Source organism: Streptomyces sp. NPDC007164, assembly GCF_040634135.1.
Classification (GTDB): domain Bacteria; phylum Actinomycetota; class Actinomycetes; order Streptomycetales; family Streptomycetaceae; genus Streptomyces; species Streptomyces sanglieri.
In genome coordinates this window covers 60704-79913 of record NZ_JBEYFB010000019.1, presented here as the reverse complement: position 1 = coordinate 79913, position 19210 = coordinate 60704, and the positions used below count along the sequence as shown (strand labels likewise).

General features: G+C 73.6%; 16 protein-coding genes and 1 pseudogene. 11 read left to right on the top strand and 6 right to left on the bottom strand.

What is annotated here, in order from left to right; genetic code table 11:
• Positions 1–75 precede the first annotated feature (75 nt).
• The gene (locus ABZ622_RS23445; protein ID WP_360546126.1) at positions 76–906 is read right to left on the bottom strand and encodes a PP2C family protein-serine/threonine phosphatase; all 831 of its coding nucleotides are present in this window, start codon (positions 904–906) and stop codon (positions 76–78) included.
• Positions 907–1203: 297 nt separating this feature from the next.
• Here ABZ622_RS23445 and ABZ622_RS23440 point away from each other — a divergent pair, with 297 nt between their 5' ends.
• The 9 genes and pseudogenes from ABZ622_RS23440 (at position 1204) to ABZ622_RS23400 (ending at position 9941) form a co-directional block, all read left to right on the top strand.
• Positions 1204–1503, top strand: a complete 300-nt coding sequence (locus ABZ622_RS23440) for a DUF1876 domain-containing protein (RefSeq protein ID WP_360546124.1) — start codon at positions 1204–1206, stop codon at positions 1501–1503.
• Between the two features lie 16 nt (positions 1504–1519).
• Complete coding sequence (locus tag ABZ622_RS23435) at positions 1520–2053, top strand: (2Fe-2S)-binding protein (protein ID WP_360546122.1); 534 nt, start codon at positions 1520–1522, stop codon at positions 2051–2053.
• Entirely contained in the window at positions 2050–4437 is a 2388-nt protein-coding gene (locus ABZ622_RS23430) for a xanthine dehydrogenase family protein molybdopterin-binding subunit (RefSeq protein ID WP_360546120.1), read from the top strand. Before ABZ622_RS23435 ends, ABZ622_RS23430 begins: the two co-directional genes overlap by 4 nt.
• Complete coding sequence (locus tag ABZ622_RS23425; protein WP_360546118.1) at positions 4434–5297, top strand: xanthine dehydrogenase family protein subunit M; 864 nt, start codon at positions 4434–4436, stop codon at positions 5295–5297. The genes ABZ622_RS23430 and ABZ622_RS23425 overlap by 4 nt, the downstream gene beginning before the upstream one ends.
• A gap of 3 nt (positions 5298–5300) precedes the next feature.
• Positions 5301–6218, top strand: a complete 918-nt coding sequence (locus ABZ622_RS23420) for a MoxR family ATPase (RefSeq protein ID WP_360546116.1) — start codon at positions 5301–5303, stop codon at positions 6216–6218.
• 3 nt (positions 6219–6221) lie between these two features.
• The gene (locus ABZ622_RS23415; protein ID WP_360546114.1) at positions 6222–7370 is read left to right on the top strand and encodes a VWA domain-containing protein; all 1149 of its coding nucleotides are present in this window, start codon (positions 6222–6224) and stop codon (positions 7368–7370) included.
• Positions 7363–8511, top strand: a complete 1149-nt coding sequence (locus tag ABZ622_RS23410; RefSeq protein WP_360546112.1) for an XdhC/CoxI family protein — start codon at positions 7363–7365, stop codon at positions 8509–8511. The genes ABZ622_RS23415 and ABZ622_RS23410 overlap by 8 nt, the downstream gene beginning before the upstream one ends.
• Before the next feature lie 19 nt (positions 8512–8530).
• Positions 8531–9223, top strand: a complete 693-nt coding sequence (locus ABZ622_RS23405) for an SRPBCC family protein (protein WP_360546110.1) — start codon at positions 8531–8533, stop codon at positions 9221–9223.
• 94 nt (positions 9224–9317) lie between these two features.
• A pseudogene (locus ABZ622_RS23400) lies at positions 9318–9941 on the top strand (DUF6629 family protein).
• On the opposite strand, the gene ABZ622_RS23395 reads toward ABZ622_RS23400, so the two are convergent.
• From ABZ622_RS23395 to ABZ622_RS23380, 4 genes are all read right to left on the bottom strand, one after another.
• Complete coding sequence (locus ABZ622_RS23395) at positions 9938–10789, bottom strand: hypothetical protein (RefSeq protein ID WP_360546109.1); 852 nt, start codon at positions 10787–10789, stop codon at positions 9938–9940. The pseudogene ABZ622_RS23400 and the gene ABZ622_RS23395 overlap by 4 nt on opposite strands.
• A 134-nt stretch (positions 10790–10923) precedes the next feature.
• A complete protein-coding gene (locus tag ABZ622_RS23390; protein ID WP_360546107.1) occupies positions 10924–12627 on the bottom strand; it encodes an acyl-CoA dehydrogenase family protein in 1704 nt (567 codons plus the stop codon).
• Between the two features lie 101 nt (positions 12628–12728).
• Positions 12729–13340 (bottom strand): TetR/AcrR family transcriptional regulator, encoded by a 612-nt coding sequence (locus tag ABZ622_RS23385; RefSeq protein WP_360546105.1) that lies wholly within the window; start codon positions 13338–13340, stop codon positions 12729–12731.
• Positions 13341–13452: 112 nt separating this feature from the next.
• Positions 13453–15492, bottom strand: a complete 2040-nt coding sequence (locus ABZ622_RS23380) for a SpoIIE family protein phosphatase (RefSeq protein ID WP_360546229.1) — start codon at positions 15490–15492, stop codon at positions 13453–13455.
• 216 nt (positions 15493–15708) lie between these two features.
• Here ABZ622_RS23380 and ABZ622_RS23375 point away from each other — a divergent pair, with 216 nt between their 5' ends.
• Together ABZ622_RS23375 and ABZ622_RS23370 are read left to right on the top strand one after the other, a co-directional pair.
• Positions 15709–16317 carry a helix-turn-helix domain-containing protein gene (locus ABZ622_RS23375; protein WP_360546103.1) on the top strand — a complete coding sequence of 203 codons (609 nt, stop codon included), beginning with the start codon at positions 15709–15711 and terminating at the stop codon, positions 16315–16317.
• Complete coding sequence (locus ABZ622_RS23370) at positions 16314–17624, top strand: MFS transporter (protein ID WP_360546101.1); 1311 nt, start codon at positions 16314–16316, stop codon at positions 17622–17624. Before ABZ622_RS23375 ends, ABZ622_RS23370 begins: the two co-directional genes overlap by 4 nt.
• A 45-nt stretch (positions 17625–17669) precedes the next feature.
• On the opposite strand, the gene ABZ622_RS23365 is transcribed toward ABZ622_RS23370, so the two are convergent.
• On the bottom strand, positions 17670–18989 hold the full coding sequence (locus ABZ622_RS23365) for a DUF2254 family protein (protein WP_360546099.1): 1320 nt from the start codon (positions 18987–18989) through the stop codon (positions 17670–17672).
• Between the last annotated feature and the right edge of the window lie 221 nt (positions 18990–19210).

Below are 19210 nucleotides of genomic sequence, written 5' to 3'. Positions count from 1 at the left end.
CCCGGATCCGGCAGCGGTCGGAACGCTCCCGTCCGCACCCTCGGTACTGGCCGGGTACGGCCCCGTGCCGCACCCTCAGTTCCGGCCGGGTACGGTCCCGTGCCGCACCACGAGCACCGCGGCGTCGTCCTGGTGCCCGGTCTGCTCCGCCGCCCGCAGCACCGCGTCGGCCAGTTCGCCGGCGTCGTCGCCGACCCGGGCGTGCACCAGCCGGGTCACCGCGTCCAGACCGCGGTCGATCGGGAACGAGGGCCCCTCCACCACCCCGTCCGTGACCAGGACGAACGCGCCCGGGGCGGTCAGCCGCCGCCGGGTGACCGGATAGTGCTCGCCCGCCTGGATCCCCAGGGGCAGCCCGCCCTCGTCGCTGGTCACCCCGGACCGCCCGTCGGCCGTGGCCCACACCGCCGCGACATGCCCCGCCCGGGCGCTCTGCAGCTCCCGGGACACCGGGTCGAGGCGGATGAACGTACAGGTCGCGAAGAGGCCGGAGCCCACCGAGACCAGCAGGTCGTTGGTCCGGCCCACTACCTCGCCGGGGTCCGCGGCGGTGGCGGCTATCGCCCGCATGGCGATCCGGATCTGGCCCATGAACGCGGCGGCCTCGACGTCGTGCCCCTGCACATCACCGATGGCGAAGGCCAGCGCACCGTCCGGCAGCACGAAACCGTCGTACCAGTCACCGCCGATGTCCAGCCCGCTGCGGGCCGGTGTGTACCGGGCGGCGGTCTGGAGCCCCGGACGGGCGGGCAGCGTCGCCGGGAGCATCTCGCGTTGCAGCACCTCGGCCAGCTCCACCCGGGCCTGGTGCAGCTCCACCTCCCGGCGCGCCCGGGAGGTGAGCTGTTGCAGCGTGGTGAGCAACTCCTCGGCACTCGCCGAACGGGGAGGACGACGCCGGTTCATGGGCCGCTCCGCACTGAGTTCGTCGGCGCGGCGCAACCCGGGGCATGCCGCGGCTGGGCCGTCCGGGGTATCGACGGGCCGGATCCCGGTGCGACGTTCAGCCGTCGCCCGCTTTCAATGGAATTGGACACCCTGCATCCTATTTCGGCAGTGTGATCTCCGCAGGACGAGCTTTCGGCGGTGTGATCTCCGCAGGACGAGCCGGAACGGGCGAACCCGCCCGGCCGGGTGGATCCTGGTGGCAGGACCGCGTCGAGGCGGCGCATCGCGACCGGACGCGGTCGCAGGAGGTGCGCGATGACCCGCACGCTGGAGTGGAGACTGCGCCTCGGGCTGACCGAGGACGACGGGACGACCAGGGCGGAGGCGGTGCTGGACACCGGCTCCGCACGGCTCACCGGACACGGGGTCGCCCGCTGCAACCCGCAGGACGTGGACGTACCCGCCATCGGCGACGAGCTCGCGGCGAGCCGGGCCATGAAGGACGTGGCCGCCCAGCTGATGAAGGCCGCCGACGCGGACCTGGAAACCGTGGGCGCCGGACCCGCGAGCGGCCCCGTGACCCCGCCCTACGCATGGACCGACACCACGGCCTGAGCCCCCGGGAGCACCCATGACCCGCATTTCGACGACCGTGGACGGCACCCGGTACGACGACGAGGTCGAGCCCCGGCTGCTGCTGGTCCACTATCTCAGGGACCACCTGGGCCTCACCGGCACCCCCGTCGGCTGCGACACCAGCAACTGCGGCGCATGCACCGTCGAACTCGACGGCGACAGCGTGAAGAGCTGCTCCGTACTGGCCGTCCAGGCCGACGGCGGCGAAGTGACGACCGTCCAGGGCCTTGCCACCGACGGCGAATGGACACCGCTGCAGACCGCGTTCCACGAACAGCACGCACTTCAGTGCGGCTACTGCACCCCCGGCATGATCATGGCCGCCCGCGATCTGCTCAAGGAGAACCCCGACCCCACGCCCGAGGAGATCCGCCGCGGGCTGGAGGGCAACCTCTGCCGCTGCACCGGCTACCAGAACATCGTGCGCGCCGTCCTGGCGGCGGCCGCCGAGGAGCGGCGCCGCAAGGCGCCCGCACCCCGGCCCGCGGACACGCGGCCCGCCCCCGCCGGGCAGGAGGCACGGACATGACCGCCCCGACCACCACCGGCGCGTCACGCCCCGAGGTGGGCCGCTCCCGCACCCGCAAGGAGGACGCACGGCTCGTCACCGGCCGCACCACCTGGACGGACAACATCACCACCCCCGGCCTGCTGCACCTGGCGATCCTGCGCAGCCCCATGGCCCACGCCCGGATCGACCGCATCGACGTGGCGCCGGCGCTGGAACGCCCCGGGGTGATCGCCGCCCTCACCGGCCGTGACCTCGCCGACGAACTGGGCCCCATGCCGTGCGTCTGGCCGGTGACCGAGGACATCGTCATGCCCGACCACCCGGCCGTCGCCGTCGACGAGGTGCGGTACGCCGGAGAGCCCGTGGCCGTGGTCGTCGCCCGCGGCCGGTACGCCGCCGCGGACGCGCTGGAGGCCGTGGAGGTCGACTACACGCCCCTGCCGCCCGTGCTCGGCCTGGAAGCCGCGCTGGCCGACGACGCACCCCTCGTACACGCCGGGAAGGGCACCAACCGCTGCTACACCTGGCCCCTGGACACGGGGAACTACGCTGCCCAGAAGGCCCGCGCCGACGTCGTACTGCGCCGCCGCTACACCCAGCAGCGCCTCATCCCCAACGCCATGGAACCCCGGTCGGTGGTCGCCACCCCGCCCACCGCGTCCAACGAGTACACCCTGTACTCCGCCACCCAGGTCCCGCACGTCGCCCGGGTCATCCTGTCCATGGTCACCAGGATCCCCGAGCAGCGGCTGCGGGTGATCGCCCCGGACGTCGGCGGCGGCTTCGGCTCCAAACTCCAGGTGTACGGCGAGGAGGCCGTCGCCCTCGCCCTCGCCAGGAAGCTCGGCAGACCCGTCAAATGGACCGAGTCCCGCTCCGAGGGCTACCTGGCCACCCACCACGGCCGCGGCCAGATCCAGGACATCGAGATCGCCGCGACGAAGGACGGCGAGATCCTCGGCCTGAGCGTCGACCTGCTCGCCGACATGGGCGCCTACCTGATGCTGATCACGCCCGGCATTCCGCTGCTCGGTGCGTTCATGTACCCGGGGATCTACAAGATGAACGCGTACACCTTCCGGTGCACCGGCGTCTTCACCACCCGCACGCCGACCGATGCCTACCGCGGGGCCGGCCGCCCCGAGGCGACCTTCGCGATCGAGCGGACCATGGACGAACTCGCCGCCGAACTCGGCCTGGACCCCGTCGAGTTGCGCCGCCGCAACTGGATCCGCCACGAGGAGTTCCCGTACACGTCCATCGCCGGACTCACCTACGACAGCGGCAACTACGAAGCGGCCACCGACCGGGCACTCGCCCTCTTCGGCTACGACGGCCTGCGCGCCGAACAGCGCGAGCGCGAAGCCCGCCACGACCCGGTGCGGCTCGGCATCGGCATCTCCACCTTCACCGAGATGTGCGGCCTCGCGCCCAGCCGCGTACTGCGCGACCTGCGGTACGCCGCCGGGGGCTGGGAGGCCGCCACCATCCGCATGCTGCCCACCGGAAAGGTCGAGGTCACCACCGGGACCAGCCCGCACGGACAGGGCCACGCCACCTGCTGGAGCCAGATTGCCGCGGACGTGCTCGGGGTGCCGTTCGACGACATCGAGGTCGTGCACGGCGACACCAGGGCGGTCCCGCAGGGCATGGACACCTACGGCTCACGGTCGCTGGTGGTCGGCGGACTGGCCGTCCACCACGCCGCGCTGAAGGTGGTGGCCAAGGCCCGCAGGGTCGCCGCGCACCTGCTGGAGGCGAACGAGGCCGACCTGGAGTTCTCCGCCGGGACCTTCTGGGTGCGGGGATCGCCGGAGGCGGCGAAGACCATCCAGGACGTGGCCCACGCGACGTTCTCGTCCCACGACCTGCCCGACGGGATGGAACCGACGATCAACGCCGGACACCTGGTCGACCCGGACAACTTCTCGTACCCGCACGGCACGCACCTGTGCGCGATCGAGGTCGACACCGAGACCGGGCGGGCCCGCATCCGCAGCTACGTCTGCGTCGACGACATCGGGAAGGTGATCAACCCGATGATCGTCCAGGGCCAGGTCCACGGCGGCCTCGCCCAGGGCATCGCACAGGCGCTGTACGAGGAGGCGGTGTACGACACCGAGGGCAATCTGGTCTCCGGGACGATGGCCGACTACCTCGTTCCCGCGGCACCGGACCTGCCGGACTTCGTCACCGACCGCACCGAGACGCCGGCGACCTCCAACGCCCTCGGCGTCAAGGGGGTCGGCGAGGCCGGGACCATCGCCTCCACCCCGGCCGTCGTCAACGCGGTCGTGGACGCGCTGCGACCGCTCGGCGTACGGGACGTGGCCATGCCGTGCACCCCGCAGCGCATCTGGCAGGCCGTCACGGACGCACGGGCGAGGGAGGCGAAGACATGATTCCCGCCGCATTCGACTACGCACGGCCCGACACCCTCGACGAGGCGGTACGCACCCTGCACGACGGCGGTGAGGACGCCAAGGTCCTGGCGGGCGGACAGAGCCTGATCCCCATCCTCCGCCTGCGCCTCGCCTTCCCCGAGCTCCTCGTCGACCTCGGCCGCATCCCGGAGCTGCGCGGCGTCCGCGAGGACCCCGCCACCGGGTCGCTCGTCATCGGAGCCATGACCACCCACCACGACGTCATCCACGACCCCCTGGTACGCCGCCACGCCGGGCTGCTGGCCGCCGCCACCGAAACCGTCGCCGACCCCGCAGTACGCCACCGCGGCACGCTCGGCGGCTCGCTCGCCCACGCCGACCCGGCCGGCGACCTCCCGGCGGTACTGCTCGCCCTGGACGGCGAGATGGTGGCCGTCGGCCCGCGGGGCAGGCGCACCGTCCCGGCCCGTGAGTTCTTCGTCGACTACCTGCGGACGGCCCTGGCGGACGACGAGGTGCTGGCGGAGATCCGGGTCCCGAGGACCGACACCTGGGGATTCCACTACGAGAAGTTCAGCCGGGTCGCCCAGGGCTGGGCAATCGTCGGCGTCGCCGCGCTCGTACGGCGCGACGACGGCCGGATCGCCGAGGCCCGCATCGGCCTGACCAACATGGGCTCCACACCGTTGCGCGCGAACGCCACCGAGGCGGCGCTCGCCGGGGCCGAGGCGGTCCCGGCCGCGGTGGCTTCCGCCGCCGACGCGGCGGCGGAGGGCACCCGCCCCGCCACGGATCTCTCCGCGACACCCGAGTACCGCGCACACCTCGCCCGGGTGCTGACCCGGCGCGCGGTACTGGCCGCGGCCGGGACGGAGTGAGCGGTGACCGGACCGGCGGCCGGGGCGGACACGACGGACGGGCCCGAGGACGGACCGGCCGGGCTGCGCGCCCGCCTGGAGCGAACGGGCTACCTCGTCGACGAAGGGCTCGCCATCGCCTGCTTCCTGGCCCTGCGGCTGCACCGGCCGCTCTTCTGCGAGGGCGACGCGGGCGTGGGCAAGACCGCACTCGCCCCGGCCCTCGCCGACGTACTCGACGCGCCACTGATCCGCCTCCAGTGCTACGAGGGCATCGACGCCTCCCAGGCCCTGTACGACTGGGACTTCCCACGTCAGCTGCTCCATCTGCGGGCCGCCGAGGCCGCCGGGATCACCGAGGCGGACCGGCTGGAGAGCGAGCTGTACAGCAGACGCTTCCTCATCGCGCGCCCGCTGCTGCGTGCGGTGGAGACCCAGCCGTCGGTCCTGCTCATCGACGAAGTCGACCGCGCGGACGACGAGTTCGAGGCATTCCTGCTGGAACTCCTCTCCGAGTACACGGTCACGGTCCCCGAACTCGGCACCCTGCGCGCCCAGTCGCCGCCCGTGGTCGTCCTGACCTCCAACCGGACCAGAGAGGTCCACGACGCGCTGAAACGGCGCTGCCTCTACCACTGGTTCGACCACCCCGGCTACGACCGTGAGCTCGCGATCGTCCGCAGACGGCAGCCCCAGGTGACCGCCCGGCTCGCCGAACAGGTCACCGCGGTCGTCCAGCGGCTGCGCACCGAGCACCTGCTCAAGCCGCCCGGCGTGGCCGAGACCATCGACTGGGCCGAGGCCCTGGACGCGCTCGGGGCCACCGAACTGGACGCCGAACTGGCCTTCGCCACCCTGGGCTCGGTGCTGAAATACCGGGAGGACGCCGAACACGCCCGCTCCCTCGACCTGTCCGCGGTCCTCGCGGCGCAAGGAGCGTGACCCGTGCCCACCGCACCCGTCATCGACGCGACCGCCGTGGCCGTGGGACTCTCCCGGGCACTGCGCGCCGCCGGTGTGGCCACCGGCCCCGACCGCACACAACTGTTCCTGGGCGCCCTCGACCTGCTCGACCCCGCACGGCGCGCCGATGTGTACTGGGCGGGCCGGCTCACCCTGTGCGGCAGCCGGGACGACCTGGAACGGTACGACCGGGTGTTCGCCGGCTGCTTCGACCACGTCCTGGGGCCGTACCCCGCGACCCGTGCCACGCCCCTGTCCCAGCCGCGGCCACGGTGGGTGGACACCGGGGCCGGCCCGCTGCGCGGATCCGACCGGACGAGCGAGGACCCGACACCGCCGCGGGCCGCCCCGGCCAGCGAGACGGAGATCCTGCGCCACCGCGACATGGCCCGGCTGACCGCCGCCGAACGCGCACAACTACGGCGCCTGCTGGCCGCGTTCGCACTGAGTGGCGAACCCCGGCGCACCGCCAGGATGCGCCCCGCCCGACGCGGCGGCACGGACCCCCGGCGCACCGTGCGCGAACTGCTGCGGCACGGCGGCGAGCCCGCCCGGCTGCGCCACCGAGCCCCCGTCACCAAGCCGCGCCGGACGGTGCTGCTGCTGGACGTGAGCGGTTCCATGGACCCGTACGCGGACGCCCTGCTGCGCTTCGCGCACGCCGCGGCGCACGGACCGGCGGCCCGTACCCCCACCGAGGTCTTCACCATCGGCACCCGGCTGACCCGAGTGACCCGCGAGATGGCGCACCCGGACCCGGACACCGCACTGGCCGCGGTCGCCGCCGCCGTCCCCGACCGCAGCGGCGGCACCCGGCTCGGCGAGATGCTCCGCGCCTTCCTCGACCGCTGGGGGCAGCGCTCCTGCGCCCGGGGAGCGGTGGTGGTCGTCCTCTCCGACGGCTGGGAGCGCGCCGACCCCGCGTTGCTCGCCGCCCAGATGGTCCGACTGCACCGGCTGGCGCACCGCGTGGTGTGGGCCAACCCCCGCAAGGCGCGGCCGGGTTACGCACCGCTCGCGGCGGGCATGGCGGCCGCGCTGCCGCACGTGGACGTGTTCGTCGAGGGACACAGCCTGGCGGCTCTGGAGCAACTGGCCGCAGTGGTACGGGGGGTGGCGTCCGATGCGTGAGATCCTGCCGGTGCTCGGGCGCTGGTACGCCGCGGGGGAGCCGTTCGGGCTCGCCACCGTCGTCGCGGTGAGCCGCAGCGCACCGCGCGGACCCGGCGCGGCGATGGCCGTGGGCCCGGACGACGAGGTCGTGGGCAGCGTCTCCGGCGGCTGCGTCGAGGGAGCGGTCTTCGAACTCGCCAAGGAAGTCATGGAGACCGGCCGGGCCCGGCTGGAGACCTTCGGCTACAGCGACGAGGACGCCTTCGCCGTCGGACTCACCTGCGGCGGCGAGATCACGCTCCTCGTGCGCCCGGTGACGGCGGCGTCCGACCCCACCTTCGGCGAGGTCGCCGCGTCGGTCGCCGGGCGCCGCCCGGTGGTGGTCGCCACCGTGACCGACGGACCCGCACCGCACGGGGCCGCCCTCGCGGTCCGGCCGGACACCGTGTCGGGATCGCTGGGCGCGAGCGGCCTGGACGCCGCCGTGACCGCCGACGCGCGCGGGGAACTCGCCCAGGGGGCGACGGGGTTGCGGCACTACGGACCGAACGGCGAGCGGCGCGAGGACGACGTCGCGGTCTTCCTCCAGTCGTTCGCCCCGCCGCCCCGGATGCTGGTCTTCGGCGCGATCGACTTCGCGGCGGCGGTGGCCCGGATCGGCGCGTTCCTCGGATACCGGGTCACCGTCTGCGACGCCCGCCCCGCCTTCGCCGACGCCCGGCGCTTCCCCGCCGAGGCCGAGGTCGTCGTCGACTGGCCGCACCGGTATCTGCGCGAAACGGAGACCGACGGGCGGACCGTGATGTGCGTACTCACCCACGACCCCAAGTTCGACGTACCGCTGCTGGAGGTGGCGCTGCGCACCCCGGCCGCCTACATCGGCGTCATGGGCAGCCGCCGGACCCACGAGGACCGCCTGTCCCGGCTCCGCGAGACGGGTCTGGGCGACGGTGAACTGACCCGGCTGCGTTCGCCCATCGGCCTCGACCTCGGGGCACGCACCCCCGAGGAGGTGGCCGTCTCCATCGCCGCGGAGATCGTGGCCCTGCGCTGGGGCGGCACGGGCAGCCCGCTCACGGACACGGCGGGGGCGATCCACCGCCACGCCCCGGACCAGGCCGGTCCCGGGCCTTCCACGAGACCGGTGAGACCGGTGTGATCCATGTGAGGAGCGGACCATGCAGCTGCAGAACTCATTCACCGTGCCCGTCCCGGTCGACGAGGCATGGCGGGCCCTGCTCGACATCGAACGCGTCTCGCACTGCCTGCCGGGCGCGACCGTGGAGGAGTTCGACGGAGACACCGTCAAGGGTTCCGTGAAGGTGCGGGTGGGACCGATCACCGTGACGTACCGGGGCACGGCGACCTTCCTGGAGAAGGACGACGCGGCCCACCGCATGGTCCTGTCCGCCCGGGGAAACGAAGTACGCGGCCAGGGCACGGCGAGCGCGACGGTGACCGGCACCCTGACCGGCCACGACGGCACCACGACCGTCTCCGTGGCCACCGACCTCACCGTCACCGGACGGCCGGCCCAGTTCGGCCGCGGCGTCATGAGCGAGGTGAGCGACGGCCTCATCGGCCGCTTCGCCGACTGCCTCGCACAGCGGCTGTCGGCGCCGGGACCCGCCACTTCCGCCGCGCCCGCGACGGGTGCCGCCGCCGACGCGTCGGACCGTGTGGCGGACACCGCGCCGACGGACGGGGCCGAGCCGATCGATCTGCTGCGCGCGGCGGGCGGACCGGTGGCACGGCGCGCCGTACGGGTCCTCGCCGTGGCCGCACTCGCCGTGTCGGCCGTGCTGCTCGCCCGGCGAGGCTGTCGCCACTGCCGCTGCGGCGGACGGTGCCGCACGTGTCACAGCGGCTGACCGCCCCCGGGGCCGTAGCGTTGCCCACAAAAGTGACCAATTCCGTATCGCCGGGTCCGGCCGGTTCCGTATCGCCGGGTCCATGGGGGACGCCATGTGCTGGAGTGCGACCGCCGACCTCGTCGCCGGCACGGGCATCGCCGCCATCGGGGTGGCGTGTGTCGCGCGGGTGCGGCGGGCGCGTGACCTGCCGTTGGCGGCGCTGCCGCTGCTGCTCGGCGCCCACCAGATCATCGAGTCCGTGATCTGGCGCTCGGGCGGCGGAACCGGCCCCGCCACCCTCGCCTGAGCCGTCATCGCCCTGCCGGTGCTGCCGTTGTGGGTCGCCCTGGGGGTGCTGTGCGCCGCCCCGCCGCGGGCCCGGCGCCGCCTGCTGATCCCCGTCGCGGCCGCCGTCGCGACCGCCGTGCCGCTCGCGTACAGCCTGGCGATCCGCCCGGTGACCGCCGAGATCCGTGGCCACACCCTCGGCTACGTCCTGGACCTGCCCCGCTCCGGACTGCTCGTCACCGGATATCTCCTGGCCACGGTCGGCGCGCTGCTCCTGTCCGGTGAGCCGGTGCTGAGATGGCTCGGGGCGCTGGCCGCAGTCGGGGCCGTCGTCTCTGTGGCGCTGTGGCGGCTGGAGTTCGTTTCGACCTGGTGTGCCTTCGCGGCGGTCTGCTCGGTGATCCTGCTGGTCCGGAGCCGTCCGGGCCCCGCGACCGGGTCCGTCTAGACCGGCCGGGGCAGCCCGGTCGGGTTGGGGAACGGCAGCAGATTCGCCCCCAGCACCTGCCGGGTCGGCAGCTCCAGGTCGGCGAGCAGTTCGTCCACCGCGCGCTCGGTGAGCGGGCGCAGCAGCCGGGCGGCCAGCCGGTCGGTGGTGTCCTCGACGAGCTCCCGCTCCCGGCGGCCGCGCAGTGTGGCTGTCCACTCGGCGTCGATCAGACCCCGGGAGCGCAGCCGTTCACCGGCGTCCGCCCACTCCGCCTCGCTCCAGCCGCGGTCGAGCCGGATGCCCTCGCGCGGGACCCGGCCCGTGGCCGCGGCGAGCACCAGGGCCTCGGGCGCGTCGAGACCATGGTCGGCGAGCGCGGCGATGTGCGCGTCACCGCGGAACTCCCGCAGCGTGGTGGTGAGTTGCCACAGGTTCTCCACCGGGTCGGTGCGGTCGCACAGCGCTCGGTTGGCGGCGAACAGCGGGCGGGCCGGCGCGGCGGCGTCCGCCACCATCGCGGCGAGCGGCGGGACGAGCCGGCCTGCGAGGGAGTCGATCCCCGGGACCAGTCGGCGCAGCGCACCCGCGGCCTGCCGGGCACGCAGGTCGGTGAGTCTTTCGGGGGTGACGACGCGCCACGCGTCGGGCAGCGCGCGGGCCACCATGCCCGGTGCGAAGACCCCGAGGACCGCGGCGGCGGCCTCGGGAAGGATCCGCCCCATGGGGGCCGTACGGGTGGCGAAGTACCCCATCCAGAAGCCCTTGAGACCGACCGATCTCCCGATGCCCCGGCACTCCTCGTCGAAGTGGACCACGGCGTGGAGGGGCTCGGTACGCAGCCACAGGGTGCGGGGTCTCGACTCCATGCGGCCAACCTAACGCGCGATGTGCCGACCACGCCCGGCGACGACGGGCGGCCGGAAGCCGCAGTCGCCGGGGGTGGGACGAGACCTTCCCGACACGCCCCCGGCCCGCCCGTCCGGCGCACCCGCCCGAGGGCTCAGCCGCCGGTGCCGAAGTGCCGCTCCACGATCGCAGCGGCGTCGGTGCCGCGCGGCAGGATGCCGTACTGGTGGCCGCGGTCCTCGCCGAGCCGGGCGGCCACGAACGCCTCGGCCGACGCGGCAGGCGCGTGACGGAGCATCAGCGAGGCCTGCAGGGCCAGCGCCATGCCCTCGACCGACGCCCGGGCCCGGGTCTGCGCCGTGACCGGGTCGAGCAGGTCCTCGGCGAGCTCCCGGCGCACCCGGCGGACGTGTGCGTCCAGTACGGGGCTGGCGCCGGCCGTGGTCTCCAGCTCGGCCCAGAAGGCGTCCAGCGACCGCGGTGTCTTTCCGATGCCGCGCAGCACGTCGAGGGCGATGACGTTGCCGGACCCCTCCCACACCGCCATCACCGGCTGCTCGCGGTAGCGCCGGGCGAGCGGCCAGTCCTCGGTGTAGCCGTTGCCGCCCAGGCACTCCAGCGCCTCGTACGCGTGGTGCGGGCCGCGCTTGCAGATCCAGTACTTGGACACCGCGGTGGCCAGCCGGCGGAACATCTCCTCGGACTCGCCGCCGCCGCTCTCGTACGCGTGGGCCAGCCGCAGCGAGGTCCAGGTCGCGGCCTCCGTCTCCAGCGCCAGGTCGGCGAGGACCGCCGTCATGGCCGGCTGGTCGGTCAGCCGGGCACCGAAGGCGCTGCGGTGCCGGGCGTGCCAGATCGCCTCCGACACCGACTGGCGCATGCCGGCGGTGGTGCCGAGCACACAGTCGAGCCGGGTGTGGTCGACCATCTCGATGATGGTGGGGACACCGCGGCCGGGCTCGCCGACCCGTACCGCCCAGGTGCCGTCGAACTCCACCTCGCAGGAGGCGTTCGACTTGTTGCCGAGCTTGTTCTTCAGCCGCTGGATCCGGACCGTGTTGCGGGTACCGTCGGCCAGTACCCGTGGCACGAGGAAGCAGGTGAGCCCGGCCTCGGCCTGGGCCAGCACCAGGAAGGCGTCCGACTGCGGGGCGGAGAAGAACCACTTGTGGCCGGTCAGCAGATGGGCCCGGCCCTCGGGGTCGCAGGCCAGTGGGACGGCCCGAGTGGTGTTGGCGCGTACGTCGGAGCCGCCCTGCTTCTCCGTCATCCCCATGCCGAAGGTGAGCCCGGACTTCTCGCCCGGGGCGACCAGCCGGGGGTCGTACGAGCGGCTGAGCAGGCCCGGCAGCCAGTCCCGGCCCACGTCCGGATCGCGCTGGAGGAGCGGGACCACGGCATGCGACATGGACATCGGGCAGCCGTGGCCGGGTTCGATCTGGGTGAACAGCATGAACGACGCGGCCCGCGCCACCGCCGCTCCGGGCTTCGGGTCGGCCCAGCCCGCGGTGTGCGCGCCATGGCTCACGGCCGCGCCGATGATCTCGTGGTACGCGGGGTGGAAGTCGATCTCGTCGACGCGGTTCCCGTACCGGTCGTGGGTGCGCAGGACCGGCGGCGAGGTGTGGGCACGCTCCGTGTCGAGCTGGAACCGCTCGGAGCCGACCAGGGTGCCGATCTCGTGCAGCTCCGGTTCGTGCCAGGCCGCCCCGAAGGTACGGACGGCCTCGGCGAGCGGCAGGTTGGTGCCGTACTCGTCGAGGTCCACCCGGGGCGGTGCCTGGTTGGTGACCTCGTGGGTGGGGTGCGGCGCGGGGGCCCCCGGCCGCACATCGGTCCGGTGCTGGGTGACGGTCATGGCGGGTGATCCTGTTCTGGGTCGAGGGTTCTGGTGGCCGGCCGGGGCGGCGGGGGGAGGCGGGCCGGGGGGAATCGGTACGGCAGGCGGGCGGCCCGGGTTCAGGAACTCCGGGCCCCGACCGCTCTGAGGCACAGCGCGGTGATGCTCTCCACGACGGGCTCCGGGTCCGTCCGCGCGCCGACCGGCGAGAGCGGGCCGAGCAGCGCCTCGCCGACCGCCCCGATCACGGCGGCGGCCGACAACTGGGCGTTCTGCTGGGGAAGTTCGCCCGCCGAGATGCCCGAGACGATGACCGTCTCGGAGAGCAGGTGGTAGCCGCGCCGGTAGGTGAGCCGTTCCTCCTCGACGAGCGGGTCGACCGGTTCGGCCAGCAGCGCCCAGGCCGTACGGGGATTGCTCAGCGCGCGGTACGAGAAGACCTCGACGAGCGCGCGCAGCTGCTCGGTGGAACCGCTCCGTGCCTGCACGGCCCCCCGTACCGCGCTCAGCTCATGGCCCGCGACATGCCGGAAGACCGCGGCGAGCAACTCCTGCTTGGAGGCGAAGTGGTTGTACACGCTGCCGGTGGCGACACCGGCCCGCCGGGCGAGCGCGGAGATGCTCGCCGCCGGGTATCCGCCCTCCGCCAGCAGCTGCCGCGCCGCGTCGAGCAGCCGCTCACGGTGGGCGAGGCGGGTCGCCTCCGTGCGGGCGGTGGGTCGGTAGGCCATGATCTGAACCCCGATTCATATCTTCTGTTGTTCAGCCAACCACTGTTGGTCTCCGGGTGCAATGGCCCGGCGTGCAACCGGGTGGCGCCGGGCCCGGGCCGCCCCGCGCCGGTCAGGAGCCGTCCGTGTCCGGCCCGATCTCCTGTTCGGTCCACAGGGTCTTGCCGTCGGTGCCGTACCGGGTGCCCCAGTGGGCGGCGAGCTGGGAGACGATGAACAGCCCGCGCCCGCCCTCGTCGACGGTGCGGGCATGGCGCAGATGGGGCGAGACCGGGCTGCCGTCGTGCACTTCGCAGGTGAGCGTGCGGTCCAGGATCAGCCGGAGCCGCAGCGGAGGGGTGCCGTGGCGGACCGCGTTGGTGACCAGTTCGCTCACGATGAGCTCGGTCGCCTCGATCGTCTCCTCGTCGAGGTGCCAGCTGTCGAGCCGGTCGCGCACGAGCGTGCGGGCGACACCGGGGGAGGTCCGGTCGCTGGGCAGCTCCCAGGTCGAGAACCGGTCCGGCGGGACGGCGCCGGTGCGGGCGAGGAGCAGGGCCGCGCCCTCGGGGTACGCGTCGGCCGGCAGGTTGTAGACCACGTCGTCGCACAGGTCCTGAAGGCTGCGGCCGGGGTCGGCGAGGGCCTCGCGCGGACCGGCCGGCCGCCGGCCCTCGGGCATGGGGGTGCCGGAGAAGAACGCCAGGACGCTGCCTTCGTCGAGTGCGAACGTGCTGGTGGCGAAGGGGGCGCTGTCGACGGAGAAGAGCCGGGGGCCCTCGGGCACGTCCAGCGGGACCGTGGTGCCGTCGGGGGCGAGGAGACCCGCGGTCGCGCTCCCCGCCCGGGCGATGGTGCAGGTGCCGGCGAACGGGTCGTGGACGGCGTACATGCACGTGGCCGTGAGGGACTGCCCGAGCAGCCGGTCCGCGGGCGGCAACGCCTCCCGCTCCCTGGCCAGGCGGTCCGCGGTGTCGGCCAGTCTGGCCAGCACCTCGTCGGGCGCCAGGTCGAGACCGGCCAGCGCGTGCAGGGCGGTCCGCAGCTGGCCCATGGTGATGGCCGTCTGGAGTCCCGGACCCTCGACGGCGCCGACCACCAGCGCGGTGCGGGCGCCGGAGAGGCCGATGGTGTCGAACCAGGAGCCGCTGTTGCGTCCGGGCAGCAGGACATGGGCGGTCTCCAGGGCGACGTTGCCGTGGTCGCTCTGCGGCAGGAGCCGACGCTGAACCGTGGAGGCGATCACATGGTCGCGTTCGTACTGCCGTGCGTTGTCGATGCTGAGGGCGACATGGGCGGCGGCCGTCAGTGTCAGCGGGAGATCGTCCTCCTCGAAGGGCTCCGAATCCCGGCACCGGTAGAGGCTCACCAGGCCGAGGACCGCGCCGTGCAGTTTCAGCGGCGCCACGATCATGGAGTGGGCCCCGGTCGCCTCGATCAGCCGCGCGCTCCGGGGGGCCGTGCCGAGCCAGGGCGTACGGGCACCGATCCGTACCAGGCGGGGTCGGAGGTCCGACACGGCCAGTGCGTAGGGCGTACGGGCGGGCAGCCGGCGCATCTCGCCCACGAGACCGTCCCGGTGGCCGTCCGCACCGCGGCCCCGCAGGGCCACGCGGCGCAGCGGTACATCGTGCCCCAACGGCCCCGGCGGCGGATCCGACCCCCGCAGCACCTCGTCCACCACCTCGACGACGGCCAGGTCCGCGAAGACCGGCACCACGGCCGTCACCAGCCCCTCGCAGGTGGCCGCCACATCGAGCGACCTGCCCACCCGGGTACGCACCGCCGCCAGGCAGGCCGCCCGGGTACGCGCCTTCTCCTGCTCGTCGACGTCGACGACCGTGGCCAGCAGCCCGAGCGTCCGCCCCCGCGGGTCGTCCAGCCGGTGGACGGACACCTTGAGGCTGCGATCGGGGCCGGGGCCGTCCGCGAGCCGGCCGCGGACCACCAGGTCCCGCACGGTCACCCCGCTGTCCAGCACCGCGCGCAGCACCCGCTCCGCCTCGTGCGGCCGCTCCACCCGGTACGCGTCGGTGAAGTACTGCCCTGCCAGGCACTCGGCCGGAACGGCGTCGGAGAGGACGTTCGCCCGCACCACCCGCAACTGCATGTCCAGGACGTGCAGCCCCACGGCGGACTGGGTGAACAGGCTGTGCAGGATCGCCGCCGCCATGTCGTCGGCCCCTGCCGAAGCGGGCACCGGCGCACCGGCGTCCGACGCGTCCGACACGGACTCACCCCCATCAGGCTCCGCCGCCTGCCCGGATCGGCAGGTAGGGACAAGCGTCGGCGCACCCCGCGGACTTCGCCACCGGGGGACCGTCACCGGCCACCGTGAGACAGACGTGAGAGTTGACTCTCACATATTATGAGAGGAAGCTCTCACGTCATGGATTCCAATAACCGACTGGGCGATATCGAGATCACCGACCCGCAGGCGATGCGGGCACTGGCACATCCGGTGCGGCTGGCGATCCTCGACCACCTTCAGCGGCACGGGCCCGCCACCGCCACGCAGCTCGCGCCCGACGTGGGAGCGACTCCGTCGGTGACCAGTTGGCATCTGCGCCACCTGGCGGGCTTCGGTCTGGTCCGCGACAGCGAACCGGGCCCGGACCGCCGCCAACGGCGGTGGGAGGCGGTGGCGAGCGGCTTCCGGTTCGAGACGCCGCAGGACCCGGCCGACGAGGAGGGCCGGTCGGCCGCGCGGGTGCTGTCGCAGGAGATGTTCCGGCGCTCCGCCGGCCTCCCCGGCCGATGGGCCGCCGATGTCGAACCCGGACTCGACCCGGCATGGCTCGCGCAGGCCGGGCTGGCCAACACCCGCGTCGTTGTCTCCGCCGGCGAACTCGCGGCCATTGAGGACGGCATCGAGCGCCTTCTCGCGCCCTACGTCACCCGCGACGCGGCCGAGCGGCCCGCCGGGGCCCGCGGCGTCCGGCTGCTGCGCTACGTCCTGCCGGAAGGTGCCGAGGAGCAGACCGGGCGGACACCGTGACCGGCCCGGCGCGGAGCACCGGGACATCGCTGTGGCGGGACCGGCGGTTCTGCCGCTTCTGGGCCGGTCAGTCCGTCTCGCAGTTCGGCGACCGGATCACCGAACTGGCCCTGCCCCTGATCGCCGTCGGAGCCCTGCACGCCACGGCCAACGAGGTGGCGTGGCTGACCGCGCTCATCTGGACCCCGAACCTGCTCGCCATGGTCCTGGGGGCCTGGGTCGACCACCGGGCCCGCAAACGCCGTCTGATGATCCTCGCCGACCTGGTGCGGGCCGCGGTGCTGCTCAGCCTCCCGGCGGCCTGGCTCCTGGACGCGGTGACCCTGGGGCAGCTGTACGTCGTGGCGCTGCTCACCGGCGCCGCAGGAGTGCTGTTCAACACCGCCTATCCACCGTTCTTCGTGCGCCTGGTGCCCCGCGCGTCCTACGTCGATGCCAACAGCAAGCTCAGCGCCGCCCGGTCCGCGTCCTTCGTCGCGGGACCGGCCATCGGCGGCCCACTGGTCCAGGTGCTGACCGCGCCCGTGGCCATCGTGGTGGACGCCCTGACGTTCCTGGTGTCGGCGGTCCTGATCAGCAGGGTCTCGGTCGCCGAACCGCCGGCCGTCGCCACCGCGGAGCCCTCGCTGTTGCGGCGCGCCAGGGACGGCCTGGCCTTCGTCGTCCGGCATCCGGTGCTGCGGGCCGGGCTCGGCTGCGCGGCCACCGTCAACTTCTTCACCTTCGTGGCGGGCAGCGGACTGTTCGTGCTGTACGCCAGCCGGAGCCTCGGACTCTCCGCCGGAGTGATCGGCGTCGCGTTCGGGATCGGCGCGACCGGTGCCCTCCTCGGCGCCGTGCTCGCCCCGAGGATCTCGTTCCGCTTCGGCGTGGGGCGCAGCATTTCCCTGGGCGCGGTGCTGTTCCCGGCGCCGCTCGCCATCGCCGCCGCCGCGGACGGCCCGCTCTGGCTCCGCGCCGGAGCCCTGGCCGCGGCCCAGTTCCTCTCGGGTTTCGGCGTCATGCTGTTCGACGTCAACCTCAACTCGCTCCAGGCCGCGGTGATTCCCGACGGCATGCGTAGCCGCGTGGCCGGTGCGTACAGCACGATCAACTACGGCATACGCCCCGTCGGCGCCGTCGTCGGCGGACTGCTCGCCACTCTCGTCGGCCTGCGGACCACGCTCCTCGTCGCTGCCGTCGGCGGGGCCCTGTCGCTGCTCTGGCTGCTGCCCTCGCCGATACCCCGTATCCGTTCCCTGGCCCCGGACGACGCCGCGGACGACGCCGACGTCGCGGACGCCGGCAACCGGCCGGTGGCGCCATGACACGTGCGCGGCGGCCCGGCGCGGACCACGGACACTGCTGCGGCCTCAGCCGGGGGAGTCCCCCCGAGGGCCCGATCCGCCCAGCCCCTGATGGTCGGCGACGTCCGCGACCGCCGACAGCAGCGGATCGGCGAGTGCCGTCGAGGACAGACGCTCCAACGCCGCCGTGCGCCGGGCGAGTTCCGGCCTGCGCGACTGCGGCGCGGCGGCGGTCACACGGTCCAGCAACGAGCGCAGGCGCCGGACGACCTGCGGGTTGGACGACCCGTACAGCAGCGTCTCGTCCAGGGCGAGGGAGACGAAGTCCGCCCAGTCCGGCGCCGGGTACGCCACCCGGGGAATGCCGCTGTCGTCGAGCAGCCAGGCACCACCCAAGGAGCGCCGCGACAGCCGCAGCAGTGCGTCCTCGATCTGGTCCAGGGCCTGTACCGCCGTCGTCGGGTCGTTCACGGCCGTCGAGAGAGCCCTGATCGCGATGTCGGCCAGCAGCCGGAACCCGTACGCGGCGTCCTGCTCCACGGTGCGGCTGGGACCGTACCGGACACAGGCGGCGACGCGCGTCGCCAGGCGGGCGTCCACGCCGCCCCGGTCGCCCACCGGCTCCAGGAGCGCGATCGTGGCACCGGCCCCCACGAAGTCCCCGATCGCACGGACGAAGCGGATCCGGAGGCCGTGGCGGGCGGCGAGCCGTACGAGCTTCGGCTCGTCGGCGCAGAGCAGGACGGCCGGCCCGCCCGCGTGGACGACGGGTACGAGAGCGCCGCGGTGCGCATCGCCGACGGTGGGCGGCGCGGGCACCGAGGGCCCCGGCGGATACGTCTGGTCGATGACGGTGTGCAGCCGTTCGGCGACCCCGCGCGAGAGGCCGCCGCCCGTCACCGCGTGCCGCAGGGAGGCCAGGAGACGGAGTACGACTACGGAATCGACCAGCACCAGCCCCACGGCGAGGGTGACGCTTCCCCGTGGGACCAGGGTGTCCTGCACCTGGCTGAGAGCCACCAGCGCGTACAGTGCGGTGCCGATCAGCAGCCCGAAGAGCACCAGGTACCGGCTGAAGTGCCCCAGCGCCGAGACCAGCCGGGGCGACATCGACTGGACGGTCTGGATCACGATCGTGATCGCCGTGACGATGAAACCGGCGAGCGTGATCATGCCGCCCGCGATGGCGGCGAGCGTGGCCTGTGCCGTCGACGCGTCGAACCCCAGCCCGGTCGACGGCAGATGCCGCTCCCAGCCGGGTACGGCCCACCCGAGGAAGGCGCCGAGCACGACCAGCAGAACGGCCGCGCCGCGACTGCGCAGATTGCGGGCCCGGTGGGAGCCCCTGCTGCGGCGGGGTGCCCGGGCCCGGACGGGCGGCGTCATCGTGGCACGTGCGGGGAGTGCGAGGGGCCGGGCAGGGATGCGGCGCTGCTCATGCCTCTCCTGACCCCGATGCCGTCACGTCCGAGACCGCCATCGTGGAACCCGGCCACAGGTCCCACAAGCCGCGATGCTCCGCGCGGGCGACGAGGCCCGGTACGGCAACGGGCCCGGAGCCGCCCCCGCGTCCCCCGTTCGGAACAGCCCCGATCGTGCCCGGATGC